This window comes from Candidatus Clostridium stratigraminis (assembly GCF_045310675.1).
GTDB classification, from domain to species: domain Bacteria; phylum Bacillota; class Clostridia; order Clostridiales; family Clostridiaceae; genus Clostridium_AT; species Clostridium_AT stratigraminis.
The window spans coordinates 25,101-41,516 of the sequence record NZ_JBJHZZ010000017.1 but is presented as its reverse complement, the minus strand read 5'-3'; the positions used below and the strand labels follow the sequence as shown (position 1 = coordinate 41,516).

Below are 16,416 nucleotides of genomic sequence, written 5' to 3'. Positions count from 1 at the left end.
TAATTATTACGATTAGATATTTCCCGAATATTTATCCCGATGAATTGCTTTATAGTGCATATAGCAGATATTACAAACATACAGGGAAAGGTAGTGTGAAAGCTACCTTTTCTGAATTATTTGATGCTGATAATATAGTTTCAGCAATATATTTTCCAAGTCATATAGATTCTTTTATAAATCAATTTAAAAATATTGATTATTATACAGCCGAGGACATCATGTTTAAATTTACTATGCTTCCTCTTTTCTATCCTTTCCTTGATAAAGAAAGACAAATTTACTCTATTAATAATATGAAAGGCAACAATGGGAAAGGCTTATTTATGAAGCTTGGCGTTATGGCAAGTAGCTTAAAATCTATTCAAACTTTAAGGTATTGCCCTGATTGTATTAATGAAGATATTAAATTATATAAAGAAGCATATTTTCATAGAAGTCATAATATAGAAGGGGTTATTGTATGCCATAAGCACAATAAAGTTCTAAGGACTCATTGTCCAACATGTAATGCACCTATTAATCTTAAGGACAAATTTAAATTACTACCCTTAGAAGATAAATGTATTAATGGGCATACCTTATCTACCCCAAATTTAAAATTTGATAATTCCATAAGCTCTTATAAAGACTTGCTATACTATATATCAGTGGCAAAAGTAGTAAATTATATTTTAAATTTAGATATTAATGACCTGAATATTTCTATCAAGGATATATACGAAAGATATCTTTTTAAACTTTCAAAATTAGATTTACTTTCACCTAATGGTTCAATTCATCAAATTGATTTAAAGGAACAGTTTATAAGCTTTTATGGTTCTTCATTTCTTAAAAGTGTAAATTTAAATTTTGATATTAATGAAAAATATAGCTGGATTGAAGAGCTGTTACATAAAAAATTTAAATCTTCACACCCAATAAAACATATACTTTTTATAATATTTTTGTGTAAAAATAGAGACACAGAAATTACGGAATTACTATCTGGTAGGAATGACTTTTCAATAAATCCTTTTGGGAAAGCACCATGGCCTTGTTTAAATCCTGTTGCTGAACACTATTTAAAAGATGTTGTTACTGTTTGTACTATTACCACCTGTTCTGACACCAGAAAGCCTGTAGGAACATTTAAATGTAGCTGTGGATTTATTTATTCAAGGCGTGGTTGTGATACAAATGAAAGTGATAGATATAAGTTAGGTAGGATTAAATCTTTTGGTTCTATATGGGAAAACAAACTCAAAACTATTATTTTAACTGAAGGTGGTAGCCTTCGTTCAATTGCTCAAAAGATGAAAGCCGACCCAATTACTATAAAAAAGTATGCAAAAAAATTAGGAATAGAATATTCATGGCAAAGTACATCTGAATTTAATGAAAAAGTTAGCACAAATAGCTTTAAAGTAAAGTCTAATACTGATATGACTATTGAATATTCTAAGTGCATTCAAAATTACATTTTATCACACACTGAGCCACCAACTATAAGTGAAGTGAGACGTTTATATCAGAAAGAATATTCATACCTTTATAGAAATAATAAAGCATTATTGGAATCCATTTTAAAAGGATGCAAGAGAGTATCTAACATACAACATACCAATGCTAAAGTTAATTGGGAAGAGAGGGATTCTAAGTTTTACTCATTAATATCTAAAGAAATAAAATACATACTATCTTCTGAAAACCCTTGCAGGATTACTAAAAATAAACTTGGAAACGCTTTAGGAATATCCTCATTATTGGAACATCATTTAGACAAACTTCCAAAAACAAAATTATTAATAAAAAAATCTGCTGAGTCCATTGAACCATACCAGATTAGAAGAGCAAGATTAATTATTGAAAAAATGATAAATAATGAAGAAAAGCTCATTGAATGGAAAGTATATAGAAAAGCTGGTCTTAGAAAGAATTGCTCAAATAAAGTAAAATCAGAAATAACTGCACTAATTAATAAAAAAACCCTTTCTGATACTCAAATTATATAATCTGCTTATTATAAACACTCCAGTAAATTTTTTTAAATAATAATAAAAACCTCTTGACAAGCATTTTTACATTTTATAAAAGAACATCTAACTATTTTACATATACATCCCCAAAAATTGATTATACATTATTAGTTTTTTAGTTCATATAGTGAACTTATATGATTTGATATACTATAAGTATATTAGTTTGGACTGGAGGTAATAAATATGGGAAAAATGTATACCCAAGAGGAAGCAGAAAATATAGTAAAAAACTTAGGAAATGGTGATTATGAATTAATAAGTCCTTATAAAGGTTCAAATGAAGACTATACATTCAAACATTTATCATGTGGTACAACATTTACAAGACGTTGGTCTAATTTTATTGATGCATTTCGTCAAGGAAGTCCTAATCCTAAATGTTCCAACCCTAAATGCAAATAATAATTAATAAAAAGATATAGTTTCTTTGTTATCAATACTATAAAAGCAGTATTACATTCATATACTGCTTTTATTCTGTTCAAAAGCTTAAATCTTTAGTTTTTCCTGTTCTTATAATTTTCTTCTAATAGCTGATTTATATAATCATCATAGTCATGAAAATACTTATCCGAAATATGAGCCTTCTTTAAAATCATATATGGTTTTATTTTTTTGTCACCTTTCATTAATTCATCTAAAGCTATTCTTATTTTTCTTTTATGAAATTCTGGTATTGTTTCAGTTAATTTTTCAATTAGAGCCTTTGTTTTAGGCATTTTACTTATATCTCTATTTAAGACAGTATAATTAATATGTTTTGAAATTTGCGTTATATTAATCCTGTCTGAAATATTATTTTTCAAAATATTATATATAACATTTTTAACTACATTATAATAATTTAAGTCCCTTTCATTCCAATCAACTCTATCATTCTTATAAAACTCCTCATGTTTTAATGGTTTAGGAAGTACCCCCTCTAACCACTCTTTTTCATGATTAGATAGCCATATACATTCTTTTCTTAGCCTTCTTGAAATTTCACGCCTTGATAAATTTGGCTCTGCTTTTATCAACTTTAGCAACTCATTTTTATATGGTTCTTCAAGACTGATATTGTAAGGATTAGTTTTATTATTTATCACTTTTGAATTACTTTTAGTTTCTTTTATTCCAAATGTTTTATGCCATTCATAATCTATAAAATTATTTATGTTTCCAAATAGGAATCTTATAAGTAACAAATTTCTTATAGGATGTACTGCTTTTACTTTTCTTCTTGTAATTATTCTTAACCAACTACTTTCATTATTTACATCAACATTAGATTTCAAAGTATCTAAAAACTCTTTAGAGTAATAATTAATAAAGTCCTTATGCAATTCTATCTGATTTACCAATCCACTTTTAGAAAAGTAGCCTTTATCATCAATTTTAGAATAATATTTTTCCCTTGTTATATCAAAATCAGGTAACTCATTATACTTATCAATTAATATATCTATATCGCAACTTAAGTTATAAAGTTCTTCAATTACCCTATTGGAAATAGATTGCTTTACATCATGAGTTTTAAGCTTATCTACATCATAAAACATTATATTATCCACTATTTTAGGTACATCATATACTTGCAATAATGATTTATGCTTACTGCAAACTAAGTTCCCGTCTATTTGATGTGTTCTATGTAAATATGCCTTTTTATATATTTTTTTATCTATTTCTATGCATTCTGGGCAATATTTAAATCCACTTATATCAAATAAAGAACCTGCAGTATAACCTATAGCTGAAAGAGCCGATGTAATAGAACCATTCTTTAAGCTTTTTACTGCATTTTCATATCTTTCTTCGGGTATAAAAGACTTATAAATGGGTAATACAGTATGATTTAGTATAAAATACTCTGGTGTAAATGTAGTGCCTTCTGGAAGCTTTTTTCTTAAAAACTCCAAATTATTTGCAAATGAAAAATTAATTTTCAAATGCATCTGCCCCATTAAGTCTTTTGCTGTTACAAAATAGTTATTATTTCCTGTTGATTTGTCATATCTAACAAAAATACTATAAACACTTTCATCAGGGTATGGCATAGGAAAATGGCGTACCATAAAATCACCATCCAAATGTATAATCTATTATTGTTATGTCAATACTTGATGTTAAGATATATTTTTAATAAAGAAAATATACACCTAAAAACTCAGGTGTATATTTATAAAATACTTAGTATAATTATGCTATAATATTTGTGTACCGTTCTTTTTGTTTGTGTCCCATTCTTTTTGTCAGTGTACCGTTCTTTTTGTTTATGTCCAATTCATTTTGTCTTTCAATAAATATCTAATAGGACAAGCCCTATTCCTATTCTACAGTAACTGATTTAGCTAAATTCCTAGGCTTATCTACGTCACAGCCTTTTTGCACTGCCATATAATAGGAAAGCAATTGCAGTGGTATTACGGATAACACAGGTGCAAAAATTTCTACTGTTTTTGGAATATATAATGCTGAATCTACTGTTTTTTCTATGGTTTCATTACCTTCAAAGGCGAAGGCAAGAACATTGGCACCTCTTGTTTTAACTTCTTTGATATTGCTAACCATCTTGTCAAAGAGTTCTTCTTGAGTTGCAAGTGCTATTACTACTGTACCATTTTCTATTAATGCTATTGGTCCATGCTTAAGTTCACCTGCTGCATAGGCTTCTGAGTGAATATAGGAAATTTCCTTTACCTTTAAAGAACCTTCCATTGCTACAGCGTAATCTAAGCCTCTTCCTAAGAAGAACATATCCTTGTGCATATAGGTCTTTGATGCAAATTTTTGAAGTACTTCCTTATGCTTTAATGCCTCTTCAGCCTTTTCTGGAAGCTCAAGCATTTCCTTCTTAAGAGCTTCTATTTGCTCTGAGGTTAGAGTGTTTTTATATTCAGCAAAGAATAGTGCAACAATATACATAGCTATTAGCTGGGTTACATAAGCCTTAGTTGAAGCTACAGCTATTTCAGGACCTGCCCAAGTGTATAATACATCGTCAGCTTCTCTTGAAACTGAGCTTCCAACTACATTTGTTATAGCTAATACTCTTGCTCCATGTTTTTTTGCTTCTCTAAGTGCTGCTAAGGTATCTGCTGTTTCACCAGATTGGCTCATAACTATCATTAATGTCTTTTCATTTATTATAGGATTTCTATATCTAAACTCTGAAGCTATATCTATTTCAACTGGGATTCTAGCTATTTTCTCTATTACATATTTACCTACTACTCCAGCATGGTAAGCAGTTCCGCAGGCAACTATATAAACCTTATCTATATTCTCAAGTTCTTCTTTAGTTAATTTTATTTTGTCTAAGGTAATTGGCTTTCCAAGAGCTATTCTAGAAGTCATAGTATCTCTAATAGCCTTTGGCTGCTCATGGATTTCCTTTATCATGAAGTGCTCATAACCGCCTCTTTCAGCAGCATCTGCATTCCAGGTTACATGGAAAATATCCTTTTTAATTTCTTCTCCATCTTCAGTAAGAAGTTTAATTCCATCTCTAGTTAAAACAACGATTTCCTTATCATTTAATAAATATACATCTCTTGTATAGTTTAGTATTGCAGGAATATCTGAAGCTACAAAGAATTCATTTTCTCCTAATCCAGCTATAAGAGGACTATCCTTTCTAACAGCAACTACTTTTTCAGGCTCGTGAGTGGATACTACGGCAATAGCATAGCTTCCTTCCATTTTAGAAATTGCCTTCATTACAGCTTCTTCTAAATTACCTTCATAGAAATAGTCTACAAGGTGAGGTATAACTTCAGTGTCAGTTTCTGACATGAATTTATAACCTTTTGCTGAAAGCCATTCTCTTAAGCGAATATAGTTTTCTATAATTCCATTATGAACTACGCTTATAGTTCCATTTGTATTAGAATGTGGATGTGAGTTTAAGTCTGATGGCTCACCATGGGTAGCCCATCTTGTATGACCAATTCCTACGGTTCCGTGAATTGGTTCATTTTTTAGTTTTTCTTCTAAATTAGCAAGTCTACCTTTACATTTTGTAACCTTTAAAATTTCATTTTCAATTATAGCTACTCCAGCTGAGTCATAGCCTCTATACTCTAATTTTGAAAGTCCGTTTATTAAAACTGATGCTGCCTCTCTTTTTCCTATATACCCTACTATTCCGCACATATTAATATACCTTCCTTTTTTATTATTAGACGACGCTAATAGACCTTAGCTTAAAACCAATTTAAACTAAGGGTCATACAAAGAAAGGCTTTAACACCTGACTGATGTTGTTCTGAAAATCACTTTTCAGGTTTATCAGTCTTTAACGGTAGTGCGGTACCGTGGGACATCCGCCGAATATTTCGATACTTCCCATCCTCGTCAACTTAAGTCTTGTAACTCTGCTTAAGTTCTGGCGCTTAATGTTACTATGCTTTCTTCTATCCTCCTTTAATTATACTTTACCTTCTTCGTAATAACATCGTCCTATATATTATATTTAATTAAAGTCTATTTAGTCAATGAAAAATTAAAATTTTATACAATATTAATTTTTCATTGATGTTTCCATATATAATATGACAATATAAACTCACTTGTGTATGTACATAATATTTTCACAAAAAAATAATAATAATTAAATTATGATTTATGTTATAATTAACCATAATTTGATTATTATTAATATATTATAGAGGCGTACTTATGGGAAAGTATATTCAATTCATAAAATTCGGCATCGTGGGATTAGGGAACACATTAATAACCTTTATAGTTTATTTCCTTCTTGTAAAGTTAAAGGTTTATTATGTAACTGCTAACGTAATAGGCTATATTGCCGGTATTATTAACAGCTTCTTTTGGAACAGCAGCTGGGTGTTTAAAAAGTCTTCAAGAAGTTTTAATTTACTTATTAAATTTGTAATAGTAAATTTAATTACCTTGGGAATAACATCATTAATATTGTACATTGGAGTTGACAGATTTAATTTAAGTAAGTACATAGCTCAAATAATATCCACATTAATAGGTATTTTGATTAACTATACCTTAAATAAATTGTGGACATTTAAATAAAAAATGGGCGTGACACGGGGGACGTTGCTTGGTATCAAAAACGTCCCCGTTGCCCTTATTTATCTATTGCTTCCTTTAGTGTGTGCCAAGCAAGCACAGCACATTTTACTCTGGCAGGCATGTTGGATATATTTTTAAGTACCATGGCATCTTCTAGCTTTTCAAGTTCTACGTCATCTGTAATTTCTCTTTTTATCATGCTTATAAAGGTTTCAACCAAGTCTAAAGCTTCTTCCTTTGATTTTCCTGTAATTAGGTCTATCATCATGGAGGTTGAAGCTTGAGATATGGCACAGCCGCTACCAGTGAAGGCTGCTTCTTCTATAATGTCTCCATTAAATTTTACCTCTAAGGTTATATCATCTCCACAGCTTGGATTATGTCCTCTTTCACAGGCATCAACATGATCTAAATGCCTTCTATTATGTGCGCTTTGGCTATGCTCCATAATAAGTTCTGTATAAATTTGACTAAGATCCATAACCTAACCACTTCCTTACGCTTTTTAAACTTTCTATAAATATATCTATTTCTTCTTTTGTATTGTAAAAATAAAAGCTTGCTCTTGATGTTGCAGGTGCTCCCAGGTATTTCATAAGAGGCTGTGCACAGTGATGTCCAGCTCTTATAGCTACTCCATAGGTATCAACAATACTTGCTGTATCGTGAGGATGACAGCCTTCTATGCTAAAGGATATTACTCCACCTCTGTTTTCAAGGTCCCTTGGTCCATATATTTTAACATTGGGAAGCTCACCCATTTTTCCTAGCGCATAACCTGTAAGTTGAAGTTCATATTCATGAATTTTGTCAAGGCCTATATTCTCTAAGTAATCTATGGCTGCCGATAAGCCTACAGCTCCTTCCACATTTTGAGTACCTGCTTCAAATTTAAAGGGTAGCTCTGCAAAGGTAGTATCCTGCTCCTCAACGTATTCTATCATATCTCCACCCATTAAGAATGGAGGCATTTTTTCAAGTAAGCTTTCCTTTCCATAAAGTACTCCAATTCCCATAGGAGCTAACATCTTATGACCAGAAAATACAAAGAAGTCTGCATCTATAGCTCTTACATCCACCTTCATATGTGGTACTGCCTGAGCTCCATCTACTATTACTACTGCTCCCTTTGAATGTGCATACTCAGCTACTTCACGCACAGGATAAATAGTTCCAAGCACATTTGACATAAATGCAAGACTCACAAGCTTTGTTTTATCTGTTATTTTTGTCTTAACTTCCTCCATGGTAAGCCTGTAATCACTATTTAAATACATAAACTTTAAAACTGCACCTTTAGCTTTAGCTACCTTCTGCCATGGTACTAAGTTGCTGTGATGCTCGGATATGCAGAGAACTATTTCATCGCCTGCATTAATAAAGTTCATGCCATAGGAATAAGCTAATAAATTTAAGGACTCTGTTGCATTTTTTGTAAATATTATTTCCTTTACAGAAGCTGCATTTATAAATTTTCTTACCTTTTCTCTAGTATTTTCATAATCCTCTGTAGCTTTAACAGAAAGATAATGAGCACCTCTATGTGGGTTCCCATTATGCAGATGATGATAAGCACTCATAGCTTCTAATACCTGTATTGGCTTATGGGTAGTAGCTGCATTATCAAGGTAAACTAAAGGTTTATCATTTACAATTTGAGATAGAATAGGAAAGTCTTTTCTTATTTCATCAACCTTGAATTCACGCATTTAAAAGCCTCCTGTGTATTTCCTCGCTGATAATATTTCTTAAATCCTCTAAAGGAATTTTATCTATAATTGGTGCATAGGAAGCCTCTATTATAAGCTTCTTTGCCTCTTTCTCATCTAGTCCGCGGCTCATTAAATAAAACAATTTATTACTGTCTATCTGCCCTGCACTTGCTGCATGCTGGCCTTGAACATCATCTTCTCTGCAAAGGAGCAGTGGTATGGCATCTGATTTAACAGTTTTATCTAAAAGAATAGCAAATTCTTCTTCATTTCCCTTAGAGCTTACGGCTCCTTTTTTAAAATCAAGGGTGCCTCTAAATACCTTTTTAGCTTTATCCTTTAGGGCCCCTCTTGTTTCTATATTGCTTATACTTCTTCTGCCTCTATGATTCATTAAGTAGCTTAAATCAACATTTCTATCACCATCGGCAAAATATATAGAGCTAATATTTGCCTCACTATTTTCTTCATCTAAATTATTAACATAATTGGTAACGCTGTTTTTAGCTCCAAGTTCAATTTGCAGCCAGTTTACCTTTGCATTATAGCCGCTGTAAGCTATGTGAGAGTCGAAGTGATAGCTTTTATCATTCATTCTCTGAACTTTTATTACATTGACTATAGAGTTGTCCTTTGCATAAACTTTAGTAACTCCATTATGGAAGGCTTCTGCCTTATCATCCGTACTGTAATCTATAACTAGGGTAATTTCACTGTTTTCTTCAGCAACTATAAAATTCAAGTCCATTACCATAGGATTTTCATTATCCATGTTATATGAAAGCCTAATAGGTTCAGTTAACTTTGCATTTTTAGGAGCATGCACATAGATTCCTGTGTTATAATGTTTTTCACCAAGTGAAGTGAACTCTTCTGAAACCCCATAGTTTTCTTCCTTATTAATAAAATATTTTATATTTTCATTAGGCTTTAGCTTAGAATTCATCTTTTTAACTATAACATCTTTGAAGTCCATTTCATTAATATAGGACTTATTATAAGCTGGAATCTGAGAAAGCTTAATATCTTTTAAATTTAACTCATTAACCTTAAGCCATCTCCAAGTTATAACTGGGAGGGTATTTAAGGTTTTACTTTCTTTTTCATTGAATTTAGTTAAAGTACTATTAGTCATTAACCGTCCCTCCTTTATCCAATTGCACCTTCAAGTTCTATTTTAATTAAATTATTCATTTCAACTGCATATTCTAGTGGAAGTTCCTTAGCTATTGGCTCAACAAAGCCTCTTACTATCATAGCTTTAGCTTCCTTTTCACTTATGCCTCTGCTCATTAGATAAAATATAGCTTCATCGCTAATTCTACCTATCTTTGCTTCATGTCCAATATCCACTTCATCATTCATCAAATCAATTACTGGAATGGTATCTGATCTGGATATATTATCAAGCATTAAGGATTCACAGGCTACTGTGGCTTTAACATGATGAGCATTTGGTGCTACTCTTAGTGCTCCTCTATAAAGTGCTACTCCTCCATCCTTAGATATGGACTTTGAATTTACATTTGAAGTGGTATAAGGTGCTGCATGCACAACCTTACAGCCTGTATCTAAGTGCTGACCTTTTCCTGCAAAAGTAACTCCTGTAAATTCTGCTCTAGCCCTTTCTCCTTTAAGTATACTCATTGGATAAAGCATGGAAACCTTTGAGCCGAAGGAGCCTGAAACCCATTCTATTAGTCCGTCCTTTTCAACTATGGCTCTCTTAGTATTAAGGTTATACATATTCTTAGACCAGTTTTCTATGGTGCTGTATCTAAGTCTTGCACCTTCCTTTACAAATAGCTCCACGCAGCCGGCATGAAGATTATTTACGTTATACTTTGGTGCCGAACAGCCTTCTATAAAGTGAAGCTTTGCACCCTTTTCAACTATAATTAATGTATGTTCAAACTGTCCTGCTCCCGGTGCATTTAATCTAAAATAGGATTGTAGTGGAATATCTACCTGAACCCCTTCCGGAACATATACAAAGGAACCACCTGACCAAACCGCTCCATGAAGGGCTGCAAATTTGTGATCGCTAGGAGGTACACAGGTCATAAAGTATTCTTTAACTATATCCTCGTAATCTCTTATGGCAGTTTCCATATCTGTATAAACAACACCCATTTTAACTAAATCTTCTCTAATGCTGTGGTAAACCACCTCTGAATCATATTGTGCACCAACACCAGCAAGAGATGTTCTTTCAGCCTTTGGTATACCTAGAAGATCAAAGGTTTTTTTAATATCCTCAGGTACCTCCTCCCACTTGCCCTTCATCTCTGTATTTGGCTTAACATAGGTTACAATATTCTCCATATGAAGATCAGTTAAATCTGGTCCCCAAGGGGGAGTATCAATGTTGTTGTATATTTCTAGAGACTTTAATCTAAAATCTGTCATCCACTGAGGCTCATTTTTTTCTTTGGAAATTTCCATTACTATTTCCGGAGTTAAACCGCTGTCAGCCTTAAAGCTATAATTAAAATCATTTTTAACATCGTAAATGCCTCTATCTAAATCATCTATATAAGTTTTCTTTTTAATTTTCTCTTCCATGTAATTACCTCCTTTATTGAATCTAATCTCGCTGATTACTCCTTATAGCTCTCATACCCGTTTGCTTCTATTTCTTTTGCTAAAGAGAAATCTCCTGTTTTAACTATTTTTCCATCAACAAGAATGTGTACATAATCTGGTTTTAAATAATCTAATATTTTATTGTGGTGGGTTATTATAAGTATGGAGTTTTGGCTGTTTTTAAGTGCATTTACTCCTTGTGACACAATTCTTATGGCGTCTACATCAAGCCCTGAATCAGTTTCATCTAAAATAGCAAGCTTAGGTTCAAGTATGGCCATTTGTAGTATTTCATTCTTTTTCTTTTCACCGCCGGAAAAGCCTAGATTCAAATATCTCTCAGCATATTCTTCTTTCATTTCAAGCAGCTCCATCTTTTCCTTTAAGGCTCTTTTAAAGGATAGAATCTTTAAAGGTTTTCCTGTAACCGCCATCTTAGCAGTTCTTAAAAAGTTTTCTACAGTTACACCAGGAATTTCTTCTGGATATTGAAAGGATAAGAAAATCCCTTTTTTAGCTCTTTCATCTGCCTTTAATTCATTTATTTCTTCATTTTCAAATAAGATCTTACCATCAGTTATTTTATATTTTGGGTGTCCCATTAGTGTATTAGCTAAAGTGGACTTTCCCGCTCCGTTTGGTCCCATTATTACATGGACTTCACCTTTTTTAATTTCTAAATTTAAACCCTTTAAGATTTCTTTACCTTCTATTTCAGTTTTTAGATTTTCTATTTTTAAAAGCTTCTCATCCATTTTAATTCTCCTTTATATCCGACTAATTTACTATGATTTAATTATAAAATTTATTTCCAATCATTACTGTGATTGAAATCAAATTTTAATTATTATATAATATATCCGATAATTTTACTCGGAATACATGATTAAGTATATCTTACTATTTTGCTCTGGATTCGTCAAGTATTAAGACTTCAGTTTATTCTTACTCAGCATTATCCGTGTCTTGTAAAAAAGTATTTAATAATAATTGAAAAACTGTTGACCATAATGAATTATGGCCATATAATGAAGGTGTAAGGTTGATATAAAATGATAATATACATTTTATATTAAACTTAATGTACATAATTTAATAATCTTGTTAGGTGAGGTTACTGTATTAGACACACGCTACTGCCCAGAAATGTCGAGAGACGCCAATGGGTCAGCAGGTACTACCGGATTAAGGTTTTACCTAATGTAGCTGAGTAAACATCTCTAAGCTATACAGTGCTAAAACTCAACGAGTGGAGAAGGTTTTATTTGATTCGTTTTGAGAATCTCTTCGCTTGTTGCGAAGAGATTTTTTATTTTATGAGGTAAAAGTCCTAAATGGACTTTTACGGGTAACCTAGCCGATGAGAAGCGGCGAGTACAGGTTGCCCAGTGCAGAGGAATTCATGGATGGTAACAATTAATAATCGTTACGAATACAGGAGGTGATTGGATATGGACGATGGTCCTTATAATAGTAATTTAATAAACCGAATTAAGAAATTTAGTACCATAACCATAGCCAATCCCTATTTTACATATAGGTTTGTTATGGAAGGAGTTAAAGTTCATAAAAAATGAAGTTTAATTAAATTACTATGAAATGTGTTTATTTTAATTAATATTACAAATTATAAATACAAATCATAGGAGGATTTTAAGATGAAAATTACAGCAAATATTATTAAAAGGAAATTTGGACTACTTGATATTATTATATTTTTAGCAATAATCGGCCTATTATATATTTTTGTTTCACCAAGTATTAACCATGCTGCCAGTGGACAAAATATAGAAATTTCAACTAGTCTTTCAAAGCTTCCTATTTATGCTTTAAAGTCAATTGGGCGAATGACAGCAGCCTATATTTTATCCTTGCTGTTTACCTTCATATATGGGTATGTAGCCGCTCATAATGAAAGAGCAGAGAAGCTTTTAGTACCTATACTTGATATATTGCAATCAATTCCTGTACTATCATTTTTACCCGCAGTTGTCTTGGGATTAATATCAGTATTTCCCAGTAGCAACGTAGGAATTGAGCTTGCTTCAATTATTCTTATTTTTACTGGGCAAGCGTGGAATATGACCTTTAGTTTTTATCATTCAATAAAAATTATCCCTAAGGATCTGAAAGAAGCAACTAGGGTTTTTCAATTAAATAAATGGCAGCAATTTAAAACACTTGAGCTTCCATTTTCAGCTATAGGTCTTGTTTGGAACAGTATGATGTCTTGGGCAGGTGGCTGGTTCTTTCTTATGGCATGTGAAATGTCTACTTTAAAGGGTAAAGATTTTAGACTTGAAGGACTAGGTTCATATCTTCAAACTGCAGCTAATAATGGGGATACAAAAGCACTTTTATGGGGATTGTTTACATTGATTTTAGTAATTGTACTTTTAAATGAGCTAGTTTGGAAGCCTGTAACTGTATGGGCAGACAAATTTAAAGTAGAGCTTACTGAAAATGATGAAAAATCTCATTCCTTAATTCTTACAATGATAAGGCGTTCAGTTATTATTGAATTTATATCAGAAAAGATAATTAGTAAAATCAGCTTTAGAATAAACAATGCTATTGATAAAATGATAAGTAAACTTAGTACCAAAAAAAATGAAAAGTCCAGCCTTTTAGGAATGTTTATCAAATGGCTGGTACGAATTCTAGCAATTATTATATTTGCCTATTCACTATTTAATGCTTTAAAACTTATAATTACCGTTTCCCCTAATGACTTAAGTAAGCTTCCTAAAGCCGTTCTTGCCTCATTATTAAGAGTTTTAGCAGCACAGCTTATAGCACTAATATGGACGGTACCAGTTGGTGTTGCTATTGGAATGAATAAAAAATTGGCAAATATACTTCAGCCAATCATACAAGTTATAGCTTCAGTTCCTGCTACAGCACTATTTCCAGTAGTATTAGGCTTTTTTATGAGTGCAGTAGGAGGCCTAAACATAGCTTCAGTTTTCTTAATGTTAATGGGAACCCAGTGGTATATATTGTTTAACGTAATTGCAGGAGCAATGGCTATACCAGATGATTTAATTGCAGCTAGTAAAACCTTTAGTCTTAAGGGTTTTAAAAAGTGGAAAACATTAATACTTCCAGCAATATTCCCTTATTTAATAACAGGAATGATTACAGCCACAGGCGGCTGCTGGAATGCTAGTATAGTATCTGAATATGTAAACTTTGGCAGCAATTCTGTTAGTACTGTTGGTCTTGGAGCCTTAATATCAGATGCCACTAATAAGGGCGATTTTCCAATGCTTTTACTTAGCACTATTGTTATGTGTGTAGTGGTAGTCAGCTTTAATAAATTGATATGGAAAAGATTATATACCTTATCGGAAGTTAAATATAAAATAGAGCTTTAATAGAAATAGGAGGAGGGATAATAATGGCTAAAGAATTTATAAAAGTAAATGGAATAACAAAATATTTTGGTGGTTCTGATAAACCAACAATTGAGAATATAAACATAAATATTAATGAAGGTGAATTTGTTGCGATTCTAGGGCCTTCAGGCTCAGGTAAATCTACAATATTAAGAACAGTAACAGGATTAATTCAGCCAGATAAGGGTGAAGTTATATTTGATGGAAAAAGAGTTAATGGGGTAAATCCATATGCCTCAATAGTTTTTCAAAGCTTTGCATTATACCCATGGTTAACAGTACTTGAAAATGTAGAAATTGGACTAAAAGCCAAGGGATTTCCTAAAGACTATGCTAGACAAAAGGCAGAAGATTTAATAGATTTAATAGGCTTAGATGGCTTTGAGGAAGCCTACCCTAAAGAACTATCCGGTGGTATGAGACAAAGAGTTGGTTTTGCTAGAGCACTAGCTGTTGAGCCTAAACTTTTATGTCTGGATGAGCCTTTTTCAGCACTGGACTTTTTAACAGCTGAGAATTTAAGAACTGAACTTATAGATTTATGGACAGATAAAAGGATGCCAATTAAAAGTATTATTATGATAACTCATAATATAGAAGAAGCTGTGCTTATGGCTGATAAAATTATTATATTAAGTAAGAATCCAGCCAGGGTTATTAAAGAATTAAAAGTTGATCTTCCTCATCCAAGAAATAGAAAGTCTCCAGAATTTGAAAGCATCAGTGATAATATTTATAATATATTAACTAGAGGAAGATTAGATGAAAAGGCGGAAAAGGAAGCCGTTGAAGTTGTAAATGGAAATAAAGGTACCATGGAAAAGCCTGTGTTAATACCAAAGGCATATATAGGTGTAATGTCAGGGCTTCTAGAACTTATAGATGATAATGATGGTAAAATGGATATTTACCAGCTAGGCAGAGACCTATTAATGGAGATTGATGATTTGCTGCCAAATATAGAAGGAATCTGTATGCTGAATTTTGCAGAAATAAAAGAGGGGGATATTCTAATTACAGAGCTTGGTAAAGAATTTGTTGAAGCTGATATCGATGATAGTAAATTAATATTTAAAAATCAAATCAAAAACATTTCAACCTTTAGAGTTATTGAGAATGTCCTAAATAGTAAGAAAAATAAAACTATGAAGGAAGAATTTTTTGAAGAGTTATTTATGCAGCATTTTTCAACTTATGAGGTAGAAAATACTATGGACCCAATTATTGATTGGGGCAGATATGCTGAATTATTTAATTTTGATCATGATTCCAGAGAATTATATATTGATATTGAGGATAATTTAATGTAATTTGGCAAAGGGTGGTACGAGACTATTTCTCGTACCACCTAATTAATTGCATTTTATTAAATTCAAATATATTTTTTTACTCATTTTTTCCCTCCTTATTTTAAACGCTTCTCTTATTACTACATAAATGATTAACACCAAAAGAGCAAGCTAATGATACTAAAGCTTTCACCATCCAGTGGTCGATAAATCCTACTTTAAATTTATCATAAAAACTAGTATAAAAAGTTACATATCCAGGATATTTAATACCTACCATCGATGATAAATAGCACCCGATTATAATATAAGTTATAAAAAAAGTTATATAAAACCATTTATTTAATTTCATAAGCAGTCTCCTTAGTTATTATGT

At 31.8% G+C, this 16,416-nt stretch carries 13 protein-coding genes and 1 riboswitch; of the genes, 6 read left to right on the top strand and 7 right to left on the bottom strand.

The genetic code is table 11. The features are described from left to right. The first annotated feature begins 2 nt into the window (after positions 1 to 2). Both ACJDUG_RS15915 and ACJDUG_RS15910 read left to right on the top strand, forming a co-directional pair. Positions 3 to 1,994 (top strand): TnsD family Tn7-like transposition protein, encoded by a 1,992-nt coding sequence (locus tag ACJDUG_RS15915; protein ID WP_406770865.1) that lies wholly within the window; start codon positions 3 to 5, stop codon positions 1,992 to 1,994. Between the two features lie 210 nt (positions 1,995 to 2,204). Further along, entirely contained in the window at positions 2,205 to 2,423 is a 219-nt protein-coding gene (locus ACJDUG_RS15910) for a hypothetical protein (RefSeq protein ID WP_406770854.1), read from the top strand. A 95-nt stretch (positions 2,424 to 2,518) separates the two neighbouring features. Here ACJDUG_RS15910 and ACJDUG_RS15905 read toward each other — a convergent pair whose 3' ends face one another. Together ACJDUG_RS15905 and glmS are read right to left on the bottom strand one after the other, a co-directional pair. Continuing rightward, entirely contained in the window at positions 2,519 to 4,078 is a 1,560-nt protein-coding gene (locus ACJDUG_RS15905) for a TnsD family Tn7-like transposition protein (protein WP_406770852.1), read from the bottom strand. Between the two features lie 253 nt (positions 4,079 to 4,331). Beyond that, positions 4,332 to 6,158 carry a glutamine--fructose-6-phosphate transaminase (isomerizing) gene (gene glmS / locus ACJDUG_RS15900; RefSeq protein ID WP_406770851.1) on the bottom strand — a complete coding sequence of 609 codons (1,827 nt, stop codon included), beginning with the start codon at positions 6,156 to 6,158 and terminating at the stop codon, positions 4,332 to 4,334. Positions 6,159 to 6,683: 525 nt separating this feature from the next. Between glmS and ACJDUG_RS15895 the strand changes: the two genes are divergently transcribed. Then, positions 6,684 to 7,055 carry a GtrA family protein gene (locus ACJDUG_RS15895; RefSeq protein WP_406770850.1) on the top strand — a complete coding sequence of 124 codons (372 nt, stop codon included), beginning with the start codon at positions 6,684 to 6,686 and terminating at the stop codon, positions 7,053 to 7,055. A 55-nt stretch (positions 7,056 to 7,110) separates the two neighbouring features. Here ACJDUG_RS15895 and sufU read toward each other — a convergent pair whose 3' ends face one another. The 5 genes from sufU to sufC are packed head-to-tail and all read right to left on the bottom strand — an operon-like array spanning position 7,111 to position 12,108. Beyond that, positions 7,111 to 7,536, bottom strand: coding sequence for a Fe-S cluster assembly sulfur transfer protein SufU (gene sufU, locus ACJDUG_RS15890; protein WP_406770849.1), 426 nt, complete (start codon positions 7,534 to 7,536; stop codon positions 7,111 to 7,113). Further along, positions 7,526 to 8,764: a cysteine desulfurase gene (locus ACJDUG_RS15885; protein ID WP_406770848.1), complete on the bottom strand. Its 1,239-nt coding sequence runs from the start codon at positions 8,762 to 8,764 to the stop codon at positions 7,526 to 7,528. The genes sufU and ACJDUG_RS15885 overlap by 11 nt, the downstream gene beginning before the upstream one ends. Then, entirely contained in the window at positions 8,757 to 9,902 is a 1,146-nt protein-coding gene (sufD, locus tag ACJDUG_RS15880) for a Fe-S cluster assembly protein SufD (RefSeq protein WP_406770847.1), read from the bottom strand. Before sufD ends, ACJDUG_RS15885 begins: the two co-directional genes overlap by 8 nt. Before the next feature lie 14 nt (positions 9,903 to 9,916). Then, positions 9,917 to 11,332, bottom strand: a complete 1,416-nt coding sequence (sufB, locus tag ACJDUG_RS15875; RefSeq protein ID WP_406770846.1) for a Fe-S cluster assembly protein SufB — start codon at positions 11,330 to 11,332, stop codon at positions 9,917 to 9,919. Positions 11,333 to 11,367: 35 nt separating this feature from the next. Then, positions 11,368 to 12,108 carry a Fe-S cluster assembly ATPase SufC gene (sufC, locus tag ACJDUG_RS15870; RefSeq protein ID WP_406770845.1) on the bottom strand — a complete coding sequence of 247 codons (741 nt, stop codon included), beginning with the start codon at positions 12,106 to 12,108 and terminating at the stop codon, positions 11,368 to 11,370. A 338-nt stretch (positions 12,109 to 12,446) separates the two neighbouring features. After that, a riboswitch (M-box (ykoK) riboswitch) is annotated at positions 12,447 to 12,615 on the top strand. A gap of 189 nt (positions 12,616 to 12,804) precedes the next feature. Here sufC and ACJDUG_RS15865 point away from each other — a divergent pair. The 3 genes from ACJDUG_RS15865 to ACJDUG_RS15855 all read left to right on the top strand — a co-directional run bounded on the left by ACJDUG_RS15865 (position 12,805) and on the right by ACJDUG_RS15855 (position 16,061). After that, complete coding sequence (locus ACJDUG_RS15865) at positions 12,805 to 12,930, top strand: hypothetical protein (RefSeq protein WP_406770844.1); 126 nt, start codon at positions 12,805 to 12,807, stop codon at positions 12,928 to 12,930. 81 nt (positions 12,931 to 13,011) lie between these two features. After that, positions 13,012 to 14,730 carry an ABC transporter permease gene (locus tag ACJDUG_RS15860; protein WP_406770843.1) on the top strand — a complete coding sequence of 573 codons (1,719 nt, stop codon included), beginning with the start codon at positions 13,012 to 13,014 and terminating at the stop codon, positions 14,728 to 14,730. 23 nt (positions 14,731 to 14,753) lie between these two features. Next, positions 14,754 to 16,061 (top strand): ABC transporter ATP-binding protein, encoded by a 1,308-nt coding sequence (locus ACJDUG_RS15855; RefSeq protein ID WP_406770842.1) that lies wholly within the window; start codon positions 14,754 to 14,756, stop codon positions 16,059 to 16,061. Positions 16,062 to 16,416: the final 355 nt, after the last annotated feature.